Genomic DNA, 18,368 nt, shown 5'->3' on the forward strand with positions numbered 1-18,368 from the left:
GAACGAACGAAGGGCGGCCTCCTGGCCGCCCTTGTTCATGGGTCCGCGTGACCGCGCGCTTGCCTTACCAGCCGTACTTCAGCTCGACGCCGACGTAGTCGGCGTTGTGCCCGCCCGCCTGCCGGATCGCATCGCCGACCTGGAAATGCACGGCCTCGAGCGCGCCGATCAGGTTCGCGGCGATCGTCCAGTCCGCACGCAGCTGCACGTACATCCCCGTCCACAACCCGCCCTTGCCCGCGGTGCCCGGCACGACCGCATTGCCCTGCTGGTAGACGGCGTCGCCGGTCGTCTCGCGCCACTGGAAGCCGAGCGCGCCGAGCAGCGACAGGTTCGGCGACGGCTTCAGCGTCACGGACGGCTTCACGTGGATCAGGTTCGAGTAGCCGGTGTAGCCGGCGAGCGTGAAGTAGTAGCCGTTCGGAAACAGCGGATTGAACGTGCCGACCCGGCCATCGCGCGGATGCCGGTCGCCCGACGCCGCGTCGACCTGCAGCGCGATGCGCGGCGACCACGGCGCGTCGAGCCGGTAGCCGGCGATCGAACCGACGGCCCATGCGGCGATCGTGTCGTTGCCGACCGTGCCCGTCTGCAGCATCGTTTCGAGGTCCCAGTCGAAGCGGCCGTGCGTGCCCGTGTAGCGGACGTCCCACACGTCGCGATGCTCGGGGCCGCTCGCGTCGAGGAAACGCCCGTGGCCGCGGTTGTAGCGCGACCAGTAGCCGGACAGATCGCCCGGCCCGACCGACTGCCGCTCGAAGCGCACGCCGCTGAACGTGAGATCGCGATTCGACACGTCGTCGAACGTGGACACGGTACGGTTCTGCACCGGCTGCGTCGCATACGCGATGAAGCGCCACTTCCGATACTCGTAGTCGACCCACACCGCATCGAACGCCTGCCGCACGTTCGGGCCGTCGCGCGCGGCGATGAAGCGCTGCAAGTCGAACGCCATCTCCTGACGGCCGACGCGGAACTTCAGCGTGCCGCCGCCGAGCGCGCCCGTGTAGGTCGCGAACGCCTGTTCGAGATCGAGCGGATTGCGGTCGACCGGCGCGATCGTGTTCTTGCCGAACGCGCGCGCATCCTGCAACTGCACGAAGAACTGCCAGTGCCGGCCGAGATGCGCATCGGCATGCACTTCGACGCGCTGGATCAGGTACGTATCCGATTGCGCGGCGCCGATGCCGAACAGCGGCGCGTCGTTGGTTTCGAGCCGCTCGCGCAGGTTCACGCCGAGCGACAGATAGGAGGACGGATCGTTGCCGAGCGCAATGGCTTTCAGCCCGTCGAGCGGCGCGCGCGGCACACAGGGATTCGCGAGCACCGACCAGTCTTCCTGCCAGCGGTTGAACAGGACGGCGGGACGCTTGGCCGGGCACGTCGATGCGCTGGTGGCCGCGAGCGCCGAGGCCGACGACGCGGTCGATGTCGGCGTCGACGCCGACGCGGCTGCCGTTTCCGCGAACGCCGCGTCGGCGCCCGAGAGCATCAATCCCGCGACGATCGACACGCGCGCGGCCCGCTCGAAGTGGCGGCCGCGGCGCCCGCTTCGCCGACGCTCGATCATGCGGGCTCCCGCGGGGTCGTGCCGGCCGCTGGCGACGCCGCCCCCAGCGCCAGCGCCGCCAGCGCACCGACGGGCGCGAGCAATGCAAGAAACCCGACGGCGCGAAACCCGAGCGCGCCGCATGCCGCGCCGAGCGCGAACGCGACGATCGCCGGCAGCATCTTCGCGAAGCGCGCCCGCGCCGTCGCACGCGCGCTGTCCGCCGTGCCGGGCGACAGCATGTCGACGGCATCGAGGATCGCCTGCGTCACGTTGCCCGTCATCACCGTGTTCGGCACGCCGCCCGCGCGCGCGATCACGCGCGGATGCGCATTCTGCACGCCCATCGCGAACGTGCCGACGATGCCGGCCACGAGCGCCGGCAGGCTGTCCGGTTGCGTGACGGGCGTCGCCCACACGCCGGCCGCGCAGAACCCGAGCAGCAGCACGGCCTGCACCGCGTGCAGCATGCGCGTGCCCTGCCAGGCCGGCCGCGCGGCCATCGACCGCGCGATCAGGCTGCTCGCGATCACGCCGCACACGAACGCAGGAAACACGCTGAGCTTCAGCACGACGCCCTGGCCGAAGCCCGCGATGCCCGCGCCGATCAGCACGAAGTTGCCGGTGACGTGCGCGGTGAACAGCCCGAACAGCGCGACGAAGCTCAGCGTGTCGACGAAGCCGGCCACCGCGGCAAGGATCGTATCCTCGTGCTTCATCGCGCCGCGCTCGCGTGGATCTCGGCGACGTAGCCGCCCGGAAACTGCACGAGCGCCGCGTCGCGGCCGTCCGACGTGAAGGCCGGCACGAGCACCGTCACGCCCGCGGCCTGTGCCTGCTTCAGCGTCGCGGCGAGATCGGCCACTTCGTAGCCGGTCATCTCGCGGCCGAACGGGTAAGGCAGGTGACCATCGGTCACGAGCACGGTCATCTTGCCGAAGCCCGATTCGATGCGAATGCGGCGGTACGTGTCGTTCGGCCGGCCGATTTCGATGCCCGGCGCCTTCAGGTCGTCGGACACCACCTTGCCCTTCGAGAACTTGACGAAATCGTGCACGAACTTGCGTACGCTCTGCGGCGACACGTACACGCGATTCTCGGGGATGGTCTGCAACGCGTCGTAGTGCGGCGCCTGGGTATGCCAGTAGAGCTGCATCTTCACGTCGCCCGCCCACGCGATGATCGCGTCGCGGCCGATCGGATCGGGGAACGTGTCGACGATCACGTCGGCGCCGTGCTCGCGCGCGGATTTCACCGCGACGTCCATGTCGGTCACGAGATAGCCGGTGCGCTCGGCACAGAACGGATACGGGATCGGGGTCTTGAAGCCGAACACCGAGATCGTGCCGACCGGCGTCAGCACCAGTTGCGACATCGTCTGGCTCGGCGTGGGCGTGACCTGGAACACGCCCTGCTTCGACTTCTTGCCGCCGAAGGTCGCGACGAAGCTGTCGGTGAAGCGGTCGAAGTCTTCCGGCGCGACGCACACGTGGGTCGTGTCGTACTGCGGACCGACCGCCACCGTCGGCGCGACCGCCGGCGGCACCGGCGGTTTCGCGAACGCCGCCGGCGCACCGGCAAGGCCGCCCGCGCACATCGCGGCGAGCAGCACTGAACGAATCGTTTTCATGAAAGGCTTTCCTGGTTGTTGCATCGTCATCGATTGGAGCGGCCATCATCGGCCGCGTGCGGTGCATCGGCGAGCCGGGTCGCGAGCACGAGTGCCGCGATCAGCCCGAGATGCTCGAAAAAGCTGTTGAGCGCCATGAAGTGCTCGGCGCCCGTCCGGTTCCAGAAATCGTTGGCCACGGCCATCGCGACCAGCGTCAGCATGCCGAGGCTGCCGGCGCCGAGCCACGTGAAGCGGTTGAACACCACGCACAGCGAGCCGGCGATCTCGACCGCGATCGCCAGCGCCGCCCACAGCGCAGCCGGCTGCAGGCCGAAATGCGCCTGCTCCGCCACCGCGCCGTGAAAATCCAGCGCCTTCGCGACGCCGCCGATCAGATATGCGGACACCAGCGCGAGCCGCGCGAGCGGCAGCACCTCCGGCTGCGCGAGCAGCGCGCGGACCCACGCCGGATTGCCGGCGCCGCCGCGGTGGGTCGGAGCCGCCATGTCAGACCGCCCAGCACGAACAGCCGAACGCGCCCCAGAAGCCCTTCGCGTCCGACGTCGGCAACGCGCGGCCCCATGCGCCCGCATGCGCATGCCCGTGCACGTTGCACGCGCTCGAACAGCCGCACGCCGCGGCGGCCGCTGCCGCGCGCTGCAACGGCGCGCCGTTGCGCTGCGTCGCGCCCCAGCCGCCATAGCCGCCGTACTCGCGCACCGGCGACCAGTCCGGCATCGCCGGCGGAATCGGCGCGTCGTGCGACGCGAACGGCCCCGCGCCCCACACGATCTTGCCGCCGACCACCGTCAGCAACGCGCTCGTGTCGACGATATCGTCCTCCGCGCAGGTGAAGAAATCGCGATCGGGGACCATCAGGTCGGCCAGTTGCCCGACCGCGATGCGCCCTTTCTTGCCCTCTTCGTTCGAGAACCACGTCACGTATTCGGTCCACATCCGCAGCGCGGTTTCGCGATCGAGCAGGTTGCGCTGCGGATACATCCTGAGGCCACCGACCGTCTTGCCCGTCACGAGCCACGCGAGCGACACCCACGGGTTGTACGACGCGACGCGTGTCGCGTCCGTGCCGGCCGACACCTTCAGCCCCTTGTCGAGCATCTTCGCGACGGGCGGCGTCGCCTCGGCGGCGCGCGCGCCGTAACGTTCCACGAAGTATTCGCCCTGGTACGCCATCCGGTGCTGCACCGCGATGCCGCCGCCGAGCGCGGCGATGCGGTCCATCGATTGCTCGGAGATGGTTTCCGCGTGATCGAAGAACCAGTTCAGCCCGTCGAGCGGGATGTCTTCGTTGACCTTCTCGAACACGTCGAGCGCGCGGCTGATCGTTTCGTCGTAGGTCGCGTGCATGCGCCAGGGCCAGCGGTTCTGCGCGAGCACGCGCACGACGCCTTCGAGATCGTCTTCCATCTGCGCGGGCAGGTCCGGGCGCGCGACGCGGAAATCCTCGAAGTCGGCCGCGGAAAACACCAGCATCTCGCCCGCGCCGTTGTGACGGAAATAGTCGGTGCCGTCGTGATACGTGACGCTCCTGGTCCAGTTCACGAAGTCTTCCTTCTCCGCGTTCGGCTTCTGCGTGAACAGGTTGTACGCGATCCGGATCGTCATCTCGCCCGTGTCGTGCAGCTTGCGGATCACTTCGTAATCGTCGGGATAATTCTGCGACCCGCCGCCCGCGTCGATCACGCCCGTCACGCCCAGCCGGTTCAGCTCGCGCATGAAGTGGCGCGTCGAGTTGTACTGATACTCGAACGGCAGCTTCGGGCCTTTCGCGAGTGTCGCGTAGAGGATCGTCGCGTTCGGGTTCGCGAGCAGCAGGCCGGTGGGGTTGCCCGCGTCGTCGCGCAGGATCGTGCCGCCCGGCGGCTCCGGCGTGTCCTTCGTGTAGCCGACCACCCGCAGCGCGGCCGCGTTCAGCAGCGCGCGGTCGTACAGGTGCAGGATGAACACCGGCGTGTCGGGTGCGACTGCATTGAGTTCGGCGATCGTCGGCAGCCGCTTCTCGGCGAACTGGTGCTCGGTGAAGCCGCCGACCACACGCACCCACTGCGGCGCGGGCGTGATCGCGACCTGGCGCTTGAGCATCTCCATCGCGACCGCGAGCGACCGCACGCCGTCCCAGCGCAGCTCCAGGTTGTAATTCAGGCCACCGCGAATCACGTGCGTATGGTTGTCGATCAGGCCCGGCAGCACGGTGCGGCCGTCGAGGTCGACGACCTTCGTCGCGCGGCCCGCGAGCGGCACGATCTCCGCATTGCCGCCGACCGCGACGAAGCGGCCGTCCTTGATCGCGACGGCGGTCGCGACCGGGTTCGCACGATCGAGCGTCGTGATGCGCCCGTTGTGCAGGATCAGATCGGGTTGGGTATCGGTTGCGCTCATGAAATGTCCTCGATGCGGTCAGAAGCCGAGCCAGTGACGAACCGGCGCGATGGCCTGCGCGCCGGCCAGCATGCCGGCGAGGCCCACCAGCGCGATCAGCGGCGGTGCCGGCGAGCGCACCCTGATCACGCTGTACACGACGCCGATCAGCGCGCCGGCGCCCAATGAAATTAGATAAGATTCCATAACGTTTTTTCTCCCGGCCGGATTAGAATCACCGGCATCGCGAGGCCGCCTGCGCGGCGCATCGCATCCGTTTCGCTTCCCTGCCATTCACGCCGACCATGCAACACCTTCCTGATCTCGAAGCCTGGGCCATCTTTGCGCGCGTCGCGGAGACCGGTTCGTTCGCGAAAGCCGCCGACCTGCTCGGCGTATCGCAACCCACCGTGTCGAAGGCGATCGCGCGCCTCGAAAAACGCCTCGGCGCGATGCTGCTGTACCGCACGTCGCGCAAGCTGTCGCTCACGCCGACCGGCGAACTGCTGCGCGACCGCGCGATCCGCCTGCTCGCCGATGCGGAGCTGATCGAGAACGAAGCGTCCGCGCAGGCGCTCGAGCCGCACGGCCTCGTGCGCGTGAATGCGCCGATGTCGTTCGGGCTGCGCCATCTGTCGCCGGTGCTGCCGGCGTTTCTCGAACGCTATCCGCGCGTCGACATCGATCTCGTGCTCACCGATCACATCGTCGACATCGTGTCGGGCGGCTTCGACGTCGCGATCCGCATCGCCGAGCTGAACGATTCGACGCTGCGTTCGCGCCGCCTCTGCGCGGTGCGCCGGCCGCTCGTCGCATCGCCCGCGTATCTCGACCGGCGCGGCCGCCCCACGCATCCGCGCGACATCGAACAGCACGTGTGCCTCACGTACACCAACTTGCCGACACCCGAGCACTGGCGCTTCCGCCATCCGGCGTCGGGCGACGAAGTCGGCGTGTCCGTCCACGGGCGCATCCGCACCAACAACGCGGACGTGATCCTCCCCGCGCTCGTCGGCGGTCACGGCCTGGCGCTGCAGCCCGAGTTCCTCGTGTGGGACGCGATGCAGCGCGGCGAGCTCGAGGAAGTGATGAGCGACTGGAAGATCGCGGACATCAACGTGAACCTCGTCACGCCGCCCGGCATGCTGCGCGCCGCGCGCGTGACGGTGCTGCTCGACTTCCTCGCGGAACGCTTCGCGCACGCGCCGTGGGCGCTGCCCGCCGCCTGAACGCGTGATGAGCGGTGGCAGGCGCTCGCCGCCTCCGGCGCGGCCAGCGCGGCCGCCGGCCCGTTACTTCGCGGGCACGGCCGGAATCGACTCGTGCGGCGTCGCGGTGCGCTGCGGCGCCTTGTGGACCATCGTGTACGCGTAGTCGACGCCCATCCCGTATGCGCCCGAGTGCTCCTTCGCGATCGCCATCACGGCGTCGTACGTGTCGCGGCGCGCCCAGTCGCGCTGCCACTCGAGCAGGACCTGCTGCCACGTGACCGGCACCACGCCGGCCTGCACCATGCGCTGCATCGCGAAATCGTGCGCGGCCTGCGACGTGCCGCCCGACGCGTCGGCGACCATGTAGATCTCGTAGTCGCCCTCGAGCATCGCGCACAGCGCGAACGTCGTATTGCAGACCTCGGTCCACAGCCCCGACACGATCACCTTCTTGCGACCGTTCGCGGCGAGCGCGTCGCGCACCTTCTGGTCGTCCCACGAATTCATCGACGTCCGTTCGAGCGTCTTCTGGTTCGGGAACACGTCGAGCAGCTCGGGATAGGTGTGGCCCGAGAAGCTGTCGCTTTCGACCGTCGTGATCGTGGTCGGGATGTCGAAGACCTTCGCGGCCTTCGCGAGCCCGACGACGTTGTTCTTCAGCGTCTGGCGATCGATCGACTGCACGCCGAACGCCATCTGCGGCTGCTGGTCGATGAAGATCAGCTGGCTGTTGTGCGGCGTCAGTACTTCAAGCTTCGGGTTGCTCATGGCGAATGGGGTCCTGTGAACGGAAAAAGGGGGGCCTGCCTCGACCGTGAAAACGGGAGGAGCCTGGTGTGCGTCGACGCCGGATCGTCATCCGGGCCGAAATATTTAAGCCGCAAACGCACGGCGCGAACACCCAAGAAATGGAATCGATCCGATTCCTGAACGAATGCCCGTTCGGGGCTGCCCGCCCTTTTTTTCTTCACGCAAACCCGCTACGCTTTCAAGTTCTTGACGGCATGCACCGCGCCGCCCGTCGGCCCTCACGGAAGCTCACCATGAAACCGTATTTCCTGTCGCTGATCGCCGGCCTCCTCGCGGGCGTCATCTACGGCGCACTCGGCGTGAATTCGCCGGCGCCGCCGCTCATCGCGCTCACCGGCCTGCTCGGCATGCTGGCCGGCGAACAGATCCTGCCCGTCGCGCGCCGGATGTTGTCCGGCCATCGGCTGAACACCGCATGGCGCGACGCACAGTGCAGCCAGCACATGTTCGGCGCGCTGCCGGGCGGCGCCGCGAACGACCGCAAGCCTTCGTGATCCACCCCATCGCCGCCGGCCGCGCATGACCAACGTCGAGCTGTTCCATTACCTGCTGCTGTTGATCTGCGGCGCGGGCGCCCTCACCTGGCTCGCCGAGCGGATTTCGATTCCGCCGGCCGTCGTGCTGCTGCTCGGCGGCTGCGTGGTCGCCGTCGCGGGCAAGCGCGTGCCCGACATGGACCCGGCGCTGCTGCTCGCGGCCGTGCTGCCGCCGCTGTTGATGTCGAGCGGGTTCTACACCGCGTGGAAGGAATTCCGGCAGGAACTCGCGTCGATCGCGTCGCTCGCGCTCGGCGCCGTGGCGTTCACGACCGTCGCGGTCGCGCTCGCCGTGCATGCGGCGAATCCCGCGCTGCCGTGGGCCGCGTGCTTCACGCTCGGCGCGATCGTGTCGCCGCCCGACGCGGTCGCCGCGAAGGCGATCCTGCAACGCCACCCGCTGCCCGCGCGGCTCGTCGCGGTGCTCGAGGGCGAAAGTCTCGTCAACGATGCGTCGGGCCTGCTGCTGTACCAGATGGCCGTGTCGGCCGCGCTCGCCGTGTCGATCACGGCGGCCAGTGCCACCGGCCTGTTCTTCTCGCTCACGCTGATCGGCATCGCGGTCGGCCTCGCGTGCGGCCACGCGATGTGCTGGGTGCTGCCGCGCCTGCGCGATCCGATGCTCGGCATCGTCGTGACGTTCGCGATGGCATGGGGCAGCTACGGGATCGCGGAAGCCGTCGACGGCTCGGGCGTGCTGTCGGTCGTCACCTGCGGGCTCGTGCTCGGCGTGCGCCAGCATCGGGTGTTCAACGCCGACATGCGGATCAAGGCGAAGGCGACGTGGGAGGCGATCGTGTTCGTGCTCGACGCGCTCGTGTTCATCCTGATCGGCCTCGCGCTGCATGCGATCCTCGCACGCGTGAACCACGAAGGCGCGGTGCTGATGGCCGGCCTGCGGGTCGCGCTGCCGGCGACGGCCGCCGCGATCGGTGCGCGCGTCGTGTGGGTGTTCGTCGCGATGTGGCTGCCGGGCCGCCTGCGTGCGCGGCGCGCGGGCCACACACCGTGGTCGTGGCGCGAAGCCGTCGTGCTCGGCTGGTCGGGCATGCGCGGCGTCGTGAGCCTCGCGGCCGCGATCGCGCTGCCCGCCAACTTCCCCGGCCGCGACCTGATCCTGTTCAGTACCTTCCTGCTGATCATCGCGACGCTCGTCGTGCAGGGCGGCACGCTCGCGCCGCTCATTCGCGTGCTGAAGCTGCGCCCGGCCGCGCGCCACACGATGTCCGAACATGCGGTGCGCGCGCACACGTTCGGCGCGGCGCTCGCCGAACTCGATACGCTCGGGCAGCACGGCTCGGCGCTCGAGCAGCCGTCGCTCGACCGCCTGCTCGCCGAATACCGCAACCGCGTCACGTTCAACGAACGCGCGCACCGGCAAGGCGCCGAACCGGCCGGCGTGCGCGCCCGCATGCTGCGCGTCGAACTCGAGCTCGTCGGCATATCGCGCCGCGCGCTGCTCGACCTGCATCGCGACGGCAAGGTCGACGACGCGGTACTGCACCGCATAGAATCGGAACTCGATTTCGAGGAGCTGCGGCTGCAGCGCCTGCTCGAACCGTAACGTCCGGCCTGCCCGGCCCGTCCCCTTTCCCACCTGGAACCGCAATGAGCGAACTGTCCGTCGAAGCGAGCATCGGCTCGGTCGATTACCTCGTCCACTTCACCGACGGCGTCCATCAGTGGCGCGCCGACGAACCCGCGTCGCTCGGCGGCGGCGATGCGGCGCCGACGCCCGTCGCGCTGCTGCTGTCGAGCCTCGGTGCCTGCACCGCGATCACGCTGAAGATGTATGCGCAACGAAAGGGCTGGCCGCTCGCCGAAGTGCACGTGAAGCTCGCGCACGAATCGGGCAGCGCAGGCAGCACGATCGTGCGCCGCATCACGCTCGACGGCGACCTGACCGACGAGCAGCGCGAACGCCTGCTGCAAATCGCGAACGCGTGCCCGGTCCACAAGATCCTCACGCATCCGATCACGATCGACACGGCGATCGCCTGATCGCTGCCCGCCACCGTCACGAGATTCCCGTCATGTCCGCCTCGATCAAGACCCTGCTCACGCCGCGCGAAAGCGACATCGGCAACCTCGTCGTGCGCCGCGTGCTGCCCGCGCGCGCCGCGCGCCTCGTCGGCCCGTTCATCTTCTTCGACGAAATGGGGCCCGCGGTGCTGCCGGCCGGCCGCGGCATCGACGTGCTGCCGCATCCGCACATCGGGCTCGCGACCGTCACCTACCTGTTCGACGGCTCGCTGATGCATCACGACAGCCTCGGCTTCCGGCAGAAGATCGTGCCGGGCGACGTGAACTGGATGACGGCCGGCCGCGGCATCGTGCATTCGGAGCGCTCGCCCGACGAGGATCGGCCGCGCGAGCAGCCGGTACACGGCATCCAGACCTGGGTCGCGCTGCCGGTCGAGCATGAAGACACCGCGCCCGCGTTCGTCCACCACGCGGCCGACACGCTGCCGTCGTTCACGCGCGACGGCGCGACCGTGCGCGTGATCGCGGGCACCGCGTTCGGACTCGCGTCGCCGGTCGCCGTGTTCTCGCCCACGCTTTATGCGGTTGCGGAATTCGCGTCGGGCGGACAGCTCGCGCTCGATGCGGAGCACGACGAACGCGGCGTATATCTCGTCGACGGCGACCTCACCGTCGACGGCACGCCGCTCGCCCCGGCGACGATGGCCGTGCTCGAACCGGGCGCGACGGTCGCGCTCGCGAGCGCGCACGGCGCACGCGCGATGCTGCTCGGCGGCGCCCACCTGCCGGGCGAGCGGTTCATCGAATGGAATTTCGTGTCGAGCGACCGCGCGAAGATCGACGCGGCGCGTGCCGCATGGGCCGATCAGACGTTCGGCAAGGTGCCGGGCGAAGAAGGCGAATGGACGCGCCAGCCGGAACGCCGGACGCAGTAAGCGGCGCGCCCCGCCCCACCGACGACGGCCGGCCGCCACGCCGGCCGTCGTGCGTTTACCGCTTCAGTCCCATCAGCTTCGCGAGCGTCGGCCAGCGATCGAGCGACGCATCGAACGCACGGCGCGCCTGTTCGTCGACATAGCGTTCGGGATCGAGCGCGGGCAGATGCCGCGCGAGGCCGATCACGTCGTTCGGTTGCGACAGGCGCTCGTCGTCGCCTTCGCCGGCGATCGTTACTGTTCGTCGATCCATACGCCATCCAGAGTTTTCACCGCGTAACCCGCGGCCGTCTGCATCGTCACCGTGCCCTCGTTCTCGCCGATCATCCGCGTGCGCGGCAAATCGGCCGCGTATTGCGCGAGCGTCGCGCCCGGCTTGAACGGGCTGTTCGACACGAGGTTCGACAGCAACTGCGCGAGCGCGAGGAAGCTGGTCGGCTGCTCGATCACGGTCGTCGCGCCGTGGTTGCCGGCGAAGCCGACGAGCCGCACGCCGACCGGCCCGTGCACGATGCGCGGCGTCGGAATCTCGCGCAGGCCCGCGACCTGGTTCTTGTCGCCGCGCAACGCGGCGCCGTGCTCGGGCACGAACACGATCACCGCGCGGCGGCCCGATTGCGCGATCAGGTCGGCGAGACGATCGAAATCGGTCATCATTTTCGTCGCGCGCTGCGGATACGAGTCGATGCTCGTCAGCGCGCTGCCGACGACGCGGTTGCCGTCGTGCAGGCTGATCGTGTTGTAGTACAGCGCGACCGGCCCCGGCACCGCCGCACGCTGCGCGTACCAGTTCGCGAGCGTCGCGTAGTCGTCCTTGATCGCCGAGCCGTCGAACGCGTGCATCGCGACGGGCGCCGCCGCGTTCGAGATCATCGGCGCATCGGCCACGCCGATGTTGTCGTGGATCACCTGCAGGAAGTTGTCGAAATGGCCGTCGTGGTTCAGCAGCGACTGCACGGTGTAGCCCGCGCCCGCCAGTTGCGAGAACAAATGGCACTGCTGCGGTGCGGGCTTGTACAGGTCCGCATGCGCTTCCTGCCCGCAGCTCGCGCGCAGCACGCGGATCGCCGCCGGGCCGCTATAGCTCGCGGCCGTGCTGAAGTTCGTGAACAGGTAGTCGAAGTGGCTCAGCATCGGGTGGTTGCGCACCTTCGCCGCATCGAGGTCGTCCCAAGACAGCGAGCAGATGTGCAACACGATCACGTCGAACTGCGCGGCCGGATCGCTGCCGAGATGGCCGAACGCGACCTGCCGCTGCGATTCCTGCGCGCGGAACGTCGCGAGCGCCGCGTTGTGGTCCTCGGGCTGGTCGACACGCGTGGCGCCCGCCACGTTCGCCTGCGGCTGGGCCGGCGCGACGACGCGCGCCATCAGCCCGCTGCCGGCCTGCCACAGCGGCATCACGATCAGCACGGCCAGCACGAACGTCGCGACGCGCAGCCAGCGATTGACGATGAAATAGACGATCAGCACGCCGACGATCGTCAGCGCCAGCACCGGCGGCAACAGACGCGGCAGCAGTTCCATCCAGTAGTCGAGGCGGAACGTGCTGACTTCGCGCGCGGCCTCCGCGAGACGGGCGAGCGGCGGCGCATGCAGCTCGCGCGCGAGCAGCGGCACCGCGATCGCGATCGCCACGACCTGCCGGACGATGCGCCACGCACGCGCGCGCAGCGGCGCGCTCGCCGCCAGCGCCACCGCGAATGCGAGGTTCGCGAGCCAGAACGGCTGCAGGTGCCCGGTCGCGAACAGCGCGAACTTCAGGATGAAATACAGATTCCAGAACGTCATCTAACCCACTCCATGATGCGCGCCGCGTCAGTCGCGCGCGCGATCGAGTTTCGGCGCGAGCATCGTCTGCACGCCGCGCGCCGCACCCTTCCACATTCGTACGTAACCGTCCAGCCCGATCCGCAGCACTTCCTTGAGCCCGCCGAGCGGCGTGTCGGGCCGCGCGCCTTCATGCCAGTCGAGCCACGCATCGGCGCGGCCGAACGTGCATTGCACGAGCTGGCGTTCCTGTTCGAGCGTCAGTTCGTCGAAGCTCACGCCGACATGGGTCGACGTCACGCGCGTCACGCGCACCGGGAACGGGAACGCGCGGTCGCCGCGCGTCACGCACACCGTCAGCGTGTCGCCGACGGCGAGCGGCAGCCCGGGCACCGCTTCGAGCCCGAGGCCGCCCGTCGAGTAGTCGCTCGTGAAGCACGCGGCGGTCGAGCCGTCGGCGAGCAGCAGCATCGCCGGCACGCGCATCGCGATCCGGTGCGTGACGCGCACCTGCCTGGTCTCGCGCGCGACGGCCAGCGCCGCGCCGAGCATCGCGAGGTTGTACACGGTCCAGCCGAGCGTGATCAGGATCGTCGACGCCTCGTCACCCTGGTCGGCCACGAGCCGCCACAGGCCGGCGGCGATCGCGAGCACGTTCAGCGCGAACAGCACGAGATACGGCTTCGACGTCGACCAGTCGACGTAACCTTCGTCGATCTTGCCGCCCTTGTCGGTCACGTTGAACTTGCCGTGCTTCGGGCTGAAGAACGCGACGGTGGTCGGCAGCGCGATGTACCACGCGAGCACCGATTCGTAGACCTCGGCCCAGAACGAATGCCGGTAGCGGCCCTGCATCCGCGAGTTCGCGATGTTCGCAAGCACGAGATACGGGATCACGTAGCTCGCGAGCGCCAGCGACGACGCGTTGATGAAGTACAGGTGGAAGAACAGGTACGCGAGCGGGATCGTCAGGAACACCAGCCGCGGAATCCCGTAGAAGAAATGCAGCATCGCGTTGCCGTAGCAGATCCGCTGGATCAGGCCGAGCCCGCGCCCGAGGAACGGGTTGTCGATGCGGAAGATCTGCGCCATCCCGCGCGCCCAGCGCGTGCGCTGCTTCACGTGGCCGGCAAGGCTTTCGGTCGCGAGGCCGGCCGCCTGCACGGTCGGCAGGTACGCCGACGTATAGCCGCGCCGGTGCAGCTTGAGCGCCGTATGCGCATCCTCGGTCACGGTCTCGACCGCGACGCCGCCGACCTCCTCCAGCGCGCTGCGCTTGAGCACCGCGCACGAGCCGCAGAAGAACGTCGCGTTCCACAGGTCGTTGCCGGACTGCACGAGGCCGTAGAACAGGTTGCCCTCGTTCGGGATCTCGCGGAACGTGCCGAGGTTGCGCTCGAACGGGTCTGGGGAGAAGAAATGGTGCGGCGTCTGCACGAGCGCGCACTTCGGATCGCGCAGGAACACGCCCATCGTCGTCTGCAGGAACGAGCGCGTCGGCACGTGATCGCAGTCGAAGATCGCGATGTACTCGCCGTGCGTCTTCGGCAGTGCGCGGTTGATGTTGCCGGCCTTCGCGTGAAGGTTGTCGTCGCGCGTCAGGTAATCGATGCCGGCCTCGGCCGCGAATGCCGCGAATTCCGGACGGCGGCCGTCGTCGAGCAGGTATACGCGCAGTTTCGCGCTCGGCCAGTCGATGCTCTGCGCGGCGAACACGGTCGGCTTCACGACCGACAGCGGCTCGTTGTAGGTCGGGATATAGACGTCGACGGTCGGCCAGTTGTCCGGATCGTCGGGCAGCGGCACGATCGGCCGGTCGAGCGGCCACGCGGTCTGCACGAAGCCGAGCAGCAGGATCATCCACGTATAGGCTTCGGCGCCATACAGCAGGTAACCGGCGACGGCTTCGACCGGGCTGCGGAAGTCGAGCGTCTGGGTCGTGCGCCACCACACGTAGCGCACCGCCGCGAGCAGCGCGAGCGACGCGAGCGCAAGGGTCGGCAAATGGCCCGGCAGGCGGCGCAGCGCGAGCGCGAGCACCGCGACGATCGCGAAGAACGCGAACTGCGCGCCGGGCATCAGCGGCGACATCCCGGCCGCGGCCCACAGCACGGCGCCGGCCACCAGCAGCAGCGGCGCGAGCCAGCGGCGCCGGCCGACGCCGTTCGCGCGCGCATCGAGCCAGCCGCCCCAGCGCGCCCACGGCAGACGCTCGAGCATCGCGTTGATGCGCCTGCCGAGCGCGCGCCCGGCCACGTAGACGGGCACCACGAACGTGTCGAACCACGCGAGCGGATCGCGCGCGGGACGGCCGTCGGCCACGCGCGGCGCGCGCACGATCGCGCGCCACAGCCATTCGCGCACGCTGAGCGGCTGCAGCACGCCCCAGTCGTGCGCGAGCCGCAGGAACGCGACACGCACCCAGCGGCGTACGTGATCGGGCCGGCCAGGCGGCGGCGCGTGGAAAAACAGCCGCACGAGCCAGTCCACCCGCGTGCGTTCCGCCGGCAGCCCGATGCCGCGCGCGCACCAGTCGGCCACGCGCCGGCCGAACGCACGCAGTCGCGCGCCGAACGCGGCCTTCATCGCCCCGCTCCGGTACGGCCCGCGACGGTCGCCGCGAGCCACGTGTCGACCCAGTTCGCGACGCCGTTCAGGTCGTGCGACGCCTGCGAATACGGCGCGTCGTCGAAGATCCAGCTGCCGCGCGCGAGCGCCTCGGGCACGGCCGCGTCGACGTGGATGCGCTGCTCGAGCATCGACGCCGGCCCCGCGACCGCACGCAGCATCGCCAGCGCGTCGCGCTGCATGTCGCGCGCCGGGTTCAGCCGGTTCACGACGATCTGCAGTTCGCCGCGGCCGGCCCGCAACGCGCCGAGCCGCGCGGCCGTCGTCGCGCACGCGACCGGCTCCGGCGGCACGACGACGAGCGTCAGGTCCGCGCAACGGATCGCCTGCGCGGCCTGCGGCGACGGATAACGGGCGGTGTCGACCAGCACGACGCCATCGGCCGGCAGCGCGATCTCGTCGAGCGCGCGCGGCAGCCACGCCGGATCGGCCACGAGCCGCGCATCGCACGCGGCGGCCTCCGCCGCATCGACTTGCCCGTACGGCACGAACAGCACGCCGTCGGCGTTGCGCCACGTGTGCGCGTGCCACGGTTCGGCGCCACCCAGCAGGCTGTGCGCGAGACCGTGTTCGGCCAGCGTATCGAGGCCGAGCGTCGCGCCCATCAGGTTCTGTGCATCGAATTCGACGGCGACGACCGGCCGGCCGCGGCGCGCGAGCAGTACCGCGAGCGCGGCGGCGAGCGTCGTGCGGCCCGCGCCGCCCGTCGTCGAGGTGAGGGCGATCGTTTTCATCGTGGCGCCTTGCTGTCGCGCTCGTTGAGTTCGCCGCCTTCGTTGCCGGCGCCCGGCAGCAGGCGGCCGCGCAGCGCGACCGGCACGAGTGCGCACGGCACCGCGTCGCGGCGGTCGATGCCGCGCGGCGCGTGGAAGCCGCGGCCGACGCCGAGGTGCTGCGCGACGATCCATACCGGCACCGCGATCACGATACCGACGATGAAGCCGATGACGAGTTCGGCGATCATGCGTCCTCCTGCTTGCGCAGCGGCATCGCGCTGCGGACGGCGCCGCGCGCACGCGCGGCGGGAATGACGGGGTCCGGCGTCGACGCGACGCCGGCCTCGACGGCGGCGGGCGTGGCCTGCTGCGGCACGCCCATCGCGTCGAGCGCGACCAGGGTATCGATCGCGTCGATCGCAGCGCTCACCTCGCCCGCGTCGGGCAACGCCGCACCGGGCTCGGCGGGCGCGGTCGATGCGCGCGCGGCGCCCGCCGGCTGCGGCGCCGCGAACAGGTCGCTGTAGTCGGCGATCGGCGCGCGCCGGTTCGCGGCCTTCAGCGTCTCGAGCTCGGTATCGATGCTGCCCTGCCCGAGGCACACGACGCGGTCGGACAGCGTATCGACCGGCACGTCGAAAATCCGCGCGAGCGCATCGTCGGCGTCGACCGGCTCGCACGCGAACAGGAACACGAACAGGTGCGCCGCATCGGCCGTCACGACGTCGCCTGCGCGACGCGGCCGGCAGTGCCGCAACGCATCGACGTGCGACACGCCCGGCAACAGCGTGAGCTTCGCGAGCGTATGCGGCAGCGCGAGCACGGCGCCGCGATCGAGCACCGCGCGAATCCGCTGGCAGAACGCGCCGACCGGCAGATAGCCGAGCACCGAATCGCCGAGCGCGGCCGCGAGCGCCGCGCGATAGTCGGCCGCGACGGGCCGCGCGTAGAGCTGGCCGCGCAGCGCATGCACGGCGGCCTGCATCCGCGAGACGGGCAAGTCGCGCGCGACGACCCGGTTCGCGCCGACGCTCAGCACGAGCACCTCGAACTGGTGGCGCAGCACCTCGCCGCGCTCGACGACCGCGATCTTCAGCGCGCCGCCGCACTGCCGGCGCAGCGCGTGCACGTCCGCGCAAAGCGCTTCGAGTTGCGCATGCGAGCGGAACACGAGTACCGCGGTCGCGGCCTGCGCGCTCGCGCACGCGGCGACGACGGCCGCATTGTCGTCGACGATCTCCCAGCCGTCCGGCACGCGGCTCGCGCCGTCGACCACCGCGCGGCTGACCACCACGCGATCCTCGTCACTCGCGAGCTTCATCCGGCGCGCCGGTTCGGTCGCGCCGCCGTCGACGCTCGCCGACAGCCGGCCGCCCGGCGCGAAGCGCAGCGGCCGCACCTCGCCGGCCGCGAGCGTGTCGCCCGCGCGCCAGAAATCGACGATCCACAGCAGCTCGCCATGCGTGCGCTGCAACTGCGCGACGCCCGAGCAGATGCCGTGAAAGCCGCTGCGCGGCGTGCGATCGGCATCGCGCACGAGCGGCGCATCGTCGGCGCGCGCGTCGCCGCCCGCGCGGGTCGCTTCGGGGTCGAGCAGCAGCACGAGCGCGATCCGGCGCGTGCGGCACCAGTCGGCCAGCGCGTGCGCTTCGTCCGCGAGCGCGACCGGATCGTCCCAGCTGAACCAGCGCTGCGCGCCTTCGACGAAATACAGCGAACGGGCATGCAGCCCGTAGCGCTTCATCGCGCGCAAGCCGCCGGTCAGCCGCGCGAACGGGCCCGGTGCCGCGCGACGCGGCGTGCCGCCGGCCGCACCGGCATCCACACCGTCGTCGGCCGGCCCGGCCGCCGGCGGCATCGCCAATACGTTCAGGTTGCGCGGCCAGCCGGCCGGCTGCGCGCCGCCCGCGAAGCCGAGCGAGGCCATCTGCGCGGCGACGCGCGCCGGATCGCGCGCCAGCACGACCGTGACGTCGCGCGTGCGCGCCTGGCGCGCGCTTTCCCACACGAGCGCATCGCAGCCCGGCGTGCCGGCGGCCGCGTAGATCGCATACAGGCCGCCGGCTTCCAGTTGCGTCCAGGTATCGGGCAGGCCGTCGATCGCGAGCCGGCTCAACGCGCCGGCGCGGCCGCCCGCCGGCCCCATGCGCAACGACGCGCGCAGGCGATCGACCAGGCTGGTGGCGCCGGGCGCGAGGCGGGTGGCATCGAATTCCGTAGTCACGGCGTTCCCCTAGTC

Annotated in this window: 18 protein-coding genes; 5 read left to right on the top strand and 13 right to left on the bottom strand. The window is 70.0% G+C overall.

Annotated elements, in window-relative coordinates; translation table 11 throughout:
* Window positions 1-64: 64 nt before the first annotated feature.
* Genes H0X91_RS14340 through H0X91_RS14365 form a run of 6 tightly spaced genes read right to left on the bottom strand, consistent with a single transcriptional unit; the run spans window position 65 to window position 5,747 of the window.
* Window positions 65-1,570, bottom strand: coding sequence for an alginate export family protein (locus H0X91_RS14340; RefSeq protein WP_062884593.1), 1,506 nt, complete (start codon window positions 1,568-1,570; stop codon window positions 65-67).
* On the bottom strand, window positions 1,567-2,268 hold the full coding sequence (locus H0X91_RS14345) for a YoaK family protein (protein WP_006497734.1): 702 nt from the start codon (window positions 2,266-2,268) through the stop codon (window positions 1,567-1,569). The genes H0X91_RS14340 and H0X91_RS14345 overlap by 4 nt, the downstream gene beginning before the upstream one ends.
* On the bottom strand, window positions 2,265-3,179 hold the full coding sequence (locus tag H0X91_RS14350; protein ID WP_006482679.1) for a hypothetical protein: 915 nt from the start codon (window positions 3,177-3,179) through the stop codon (window positions 2,265-2,267). Before H0X91_RS14350 ends, H0X91_RS14345 begins: the two co-directional genes overlap by 4 nt.
* Window positions 3,180-3,205: 26 nt before the next feature.
* A complete protein-coding gene (locus H0X91_RS14355; protein ID WP_196433101.1) occupies window positions 3,206-3,667 on the bottom strand; it encodes a DoxX family protein in 462 nt (153 codons plus the stop codon).
* A 1-nt stretch (window position 3,668) separates the two neighbouring features.
* Window positions 3,669-5,561 (bottom strand): amidohydrolase, encoded by a 1,893-nt coding sequence (locus tag H0X91_RS14360; protein ID WP_062884596.1) that lies wholly within the window; start codon window positions 5,559-5,561, stop codon window positions 3,669-3,671.
* 18 nt (window positions 5,562-5,579) lie between these two features.
* Complete coding sequence (locus H0X91_RS14365) at window positions 5,580-5,747, bottom strand: DUF1427 family protein (protein ID WP_006493101.1); 168 nt, start codon at window positions 5,745-5,747, stop codon at window positions 5,580-5,582.
* 98 nt (window positions 5,748-5,845) lie between these two features.
* Between H0X91_RS14365 and H0X91_RS14370 the strand changes: the two genes are divergently transcribed.
* Window positions 5,846-6,769, top strand: a complete 924-nt coding sequence (locus H0X91_RS14370) for a LysR family transcriptional regulator (RefSeq protein ID WP_006482668.1) — start codon at window positions 5,846-5,848, stop codon at window positions 6,767-6,769.
* A 63-nt stretch (window positions 6,770-6,832) separates the two neighbouring features.
* Here H0X91_RS14370 and H0X91_RS14375 read toward each other — a convergent pair whose 3' ends face one another.
* Window positions 6,833-7,519 carry a hydrolase gene (locus H0X91_RS14375; protein ID WP_006482670.1) on the bottom strand — a complete coding sequence of 229 codons (687 nt, stop codon included), beginning with the start codon at window positions 7,517-7,519 and terminating at the stop codon, window positions 6,833-6,835.
* 275 nt (window positions 7,520-7,794) lie between these two features.
* Here H0X91_RS14375 and H0X91_RS14380 point away from each other — a divergent pair, with 275 nt between their 5' ends.
* From H0X91_RS14380 to H0X91_RS14395, 4 genes are read left to right on the top strand one after another with little or no spacing between them, the layout of a single operon-like run.
* Window positions 7,795-8,055: a XapX domain-containing protein gene (locus tag H0X91_RS14380; RefSeq protein ID WP_006482681.1), complete on the top strand. Its 261-nt coding sequence runs from the start codon at window positions 7,795-7,797 to the stop codon at window positions 8,053-8,055.
* A 25-nt stretch (window positions 8,056-8,080) separates the two neighbouring features.
* Window positions 8,081-9,661, top strand: a complete 1,581-nt coding sequence (locus tag H0X91_RS14385; RefSeq protein ID WP_006482678.1) for a cation:proton antiporter — start codon at window positions 8,081-8,083, stop codon at window positions 9,659-9,661.
* A gap of 44 nt (window positions 9,662-9,705) precedes the next feature.
* Window positions 9,706-10,098, top strand: a complete 393-nt coding sequence (locus H0X91_RS14390; protein ID WP_006482674.1) for an OsmC family protein — start codon at window positions 9,706-9,708, stop codon at window positions 10,096-10,098.
* Between the two features lie 32 nt (window positions 10,099-10,130).
* Window positions 10,131-11,015 carry a pirin family protein gene (locus tag H0X91_RS14395; protein ID WP_058901365.1) on the top strand — a complete coding sequence of 295 codons (885 nt, stop codon included), beginning with the start codon at window positions 10,131-10,133 and terminating at the stop codon, window positions 11,013-11,015.
* A 55-nt stretch (window positions 11,016-11,070) separates the two neighbouring features.
* Here the strand turns inward: H0X91_RS14395 and H0X91_RS14400 are convergent, their stop codons facing one another.
* The 6 genes from H0X91_RS14400 to bcsE are packed head-to-tail and all read right to left on the bottom strand — an operon-like array spanning window position 11,071 to window position 18,353.
* Window positions 11,071-11,268, bottom strand: coding sequence for a hypothetical protein (locus H0X91_RS14400; RefSeq protein ID WP_006482672.1), 198 nt, complete (start codon window positions 11,266-11,268; stop codon window positions 11,071-11,073).
* Window positions 11,250-12,806: a cellulose biosynthesis protein BcsG gene (gene bcsG / locus H0X91_RS14405; protein ID WP_062884598.1), complete on the bottom strand. Its 1,557-nt coding sequence runs from the start codon at window positions 12,804-12,806 to the stop codon at window positions 11,250-11,252. The genes H0X91_RS14400 and bcsG overlap by 19 nt, the downstream gene beginning before the upstream one ends.
* A 27-nt stretch (window positions 12,807-12,833) precedes the next feature.
* On the bottom strand, window positions 12,834-15,371 hold the full coding sequence (gene bcsA / locus H0X91_RS14410) for a UDP-forming cellulose synthase catalytic subunit (protein ID WP_060263226.1): 2,538 nt from the start codon (window positions 15,369-15,371) through the stop codon (window positions 12,834-12,836).
* Window positions 15,368-16,147: a cellulose biosynthesis protein BcsQ gene (gene bcsQ / locus H0X91_RS14415; RefSeq protein ID WP_012492531.1), complete on the bottom strand. Its 780-nt coding sequence runs from the start codon at window positions 16,145-16,147 to the stop codon at window positions 15,368-15,370. The genes bcsA and bcsQ overlap by 4 nt, the downstream gene beginning before the upstream one ends.
* Window positions 16,144-16,377, bottom strand: a complete 234-nt coding sequence (locus H0X91_RS14420) for a hypothetical protein (protein WP_012492530.1) — start codon at window positions 16,375-16,377, stop codon at window positions 16,144-16,146. Before H0X91_RS14420 ends, bcsQ begins: the two co-directional genes overlap by 4 nt.
* Complete coding sequence (bcsE, locus tag H0X91_RS14425) at window positions 16,374-18,353, bottom strand: cellulose biosynthesis protein BcsE (RefSeq protein WP_058901361.1); 1,980 nt, start codon at window positions 18,351-18,353, stop codon at window positions 16,374-16,376. The genes H0X91_RS14420 and bcsE overlap by 4 nt, the downstream gene beginning before the upstream one ends.
* Between the last annotated feature and the right edge of the window lie 15 nt (window positions 18,354-18,368).

It is taken from the genome of Burkholderia sp. 9777_1386 (genome assembly GCF_015712265.1).
Taxonomy (GTDB): Bacteria; Pseudomonadota; Gammaproteobacteria; order Burkholderiales; family Burkholderiaceae; genus Burkholderia; species Burkholderia cenocepacia.

Bases quoted from the DNA above. Each gene is read 5' to 3' on its own strand.
- bcsG (WP_062884598.1), bottom strand. From the start codon at position 12,806: ATGACGTTCTGGAATCTGTATTTCATCCTGAAGTTCGCGCTGTTCGCG.
- H0X91_RS14370 (WP_006482668.1), top strand. From the start codon at position 5,846: ATGCAACACCTTCCTGATCTCGAAGCCTGGGCCATCTTTGCGCGCGTC.
- H0X91_RS14380 (WP_006482681.1), top strand. From the start codon at position 7,795: ATGAAACCGTATTTCCTGTCGCTGATCGCCGGCCTCCTCGCGGGCGTC.
- H0X91_RS14365 (WP_006493101.1), bottom strand. From the start codon at position 5,747: ATGGAATCTTATCTAATTTCATTGGGCGCCGGCGCGCTGATCGGCGTC.
- bcsA (WP_060263226.1), bottom strand. From the start codon at position 15,371: ATGAAGGCCGCGTTCGGCGCGCGACTGCGTGCGTTCGGCCGGCGCGTG.
- H0X91_RS14420 (WP_012492530.1), bottom strand. From the start codon at position 16,377: ATGATCGCCGAACTCGTCATCGGCTTCATCGTCGGTATCGTGATCGCG.
- H0X91_RS14375 (WP_006482670.1), bottom strand. From the start codon at position 7,519: ATGAGCAACCCGAAGCTTGAAGTACTGACGCCGCACAACAGCCAGCTG.
- bcsQ (WP_012492531.1), bottom strand. From the start codon at position 16,147: ATGAAAACGATCGCCCTCACCTCGACGACGGGCGGCGCGGGCCGCACG.
- H0X91_RS14385 (WP_006482678.1), top strand. From the start codon at position 8,081: ATGACCAACGTCGAGCTGTTCCATTACCTGCTGCTGTTGATCTGCGGC.
- H0X91_RS14395 (WP_058901365.1), top strand. From the start codon at position 10,131: ATGTCCGCCTCGATCAAGACCCTGCTCACGCCGCGCGAAAGCGACATC.
- H0X91_RS14355 (WP_196433101.1), bottom strand. From the start codon at position 3,667: ATGGCGGCTCCGACCCACCGCGGCGGCGCCGGCAATCCGGCGTGGGTC.
- H0X91_RS14345 (WP_006497734.1), bottom strand. From the start codon at position 2,268: ATGAAGCACGAGGATACGATCCTTGCCGCGGTGGCCGGCTTCGTCGAC.
- H0X91_RS14360 (WP_062884596.1), bottom strand. From the start codon at position 5,561: ATGAGCGCAACCGATACCCAACCCGATCTGATCCTGCACAACGGGCGC.
- H0X91_RS14340 (WP_062884593.1), bottom strand. From the start codon at position 1,570: ATGATCGAGCGTCGGCGAAGCGGGCGCCGCGGCCGCCACTTCGAGCGG.
- H0X91_RS14350 (WP_006482679.1), bottom strand. From the start codon at position 3,179: ATGAAAACGATTCGTTCAGTGCTGCTCGCCGCGATGTGCGCGGGCGGC.
- H0X91_RS14390 (WP_006482674.1), top strand. From the start codon at position 9,706: ATGAGCGAACTGTCCGTCGAAGCGAGCATCGGCTCGGTCGATTACCTC.
- H0X91_RS14400 (WP_006482672.1), bottom strand. From the start codon at position 11,268: ATGGATCGACGAACAGTAACGATCGCCGGCGAAGGCGACGACGAGCGC.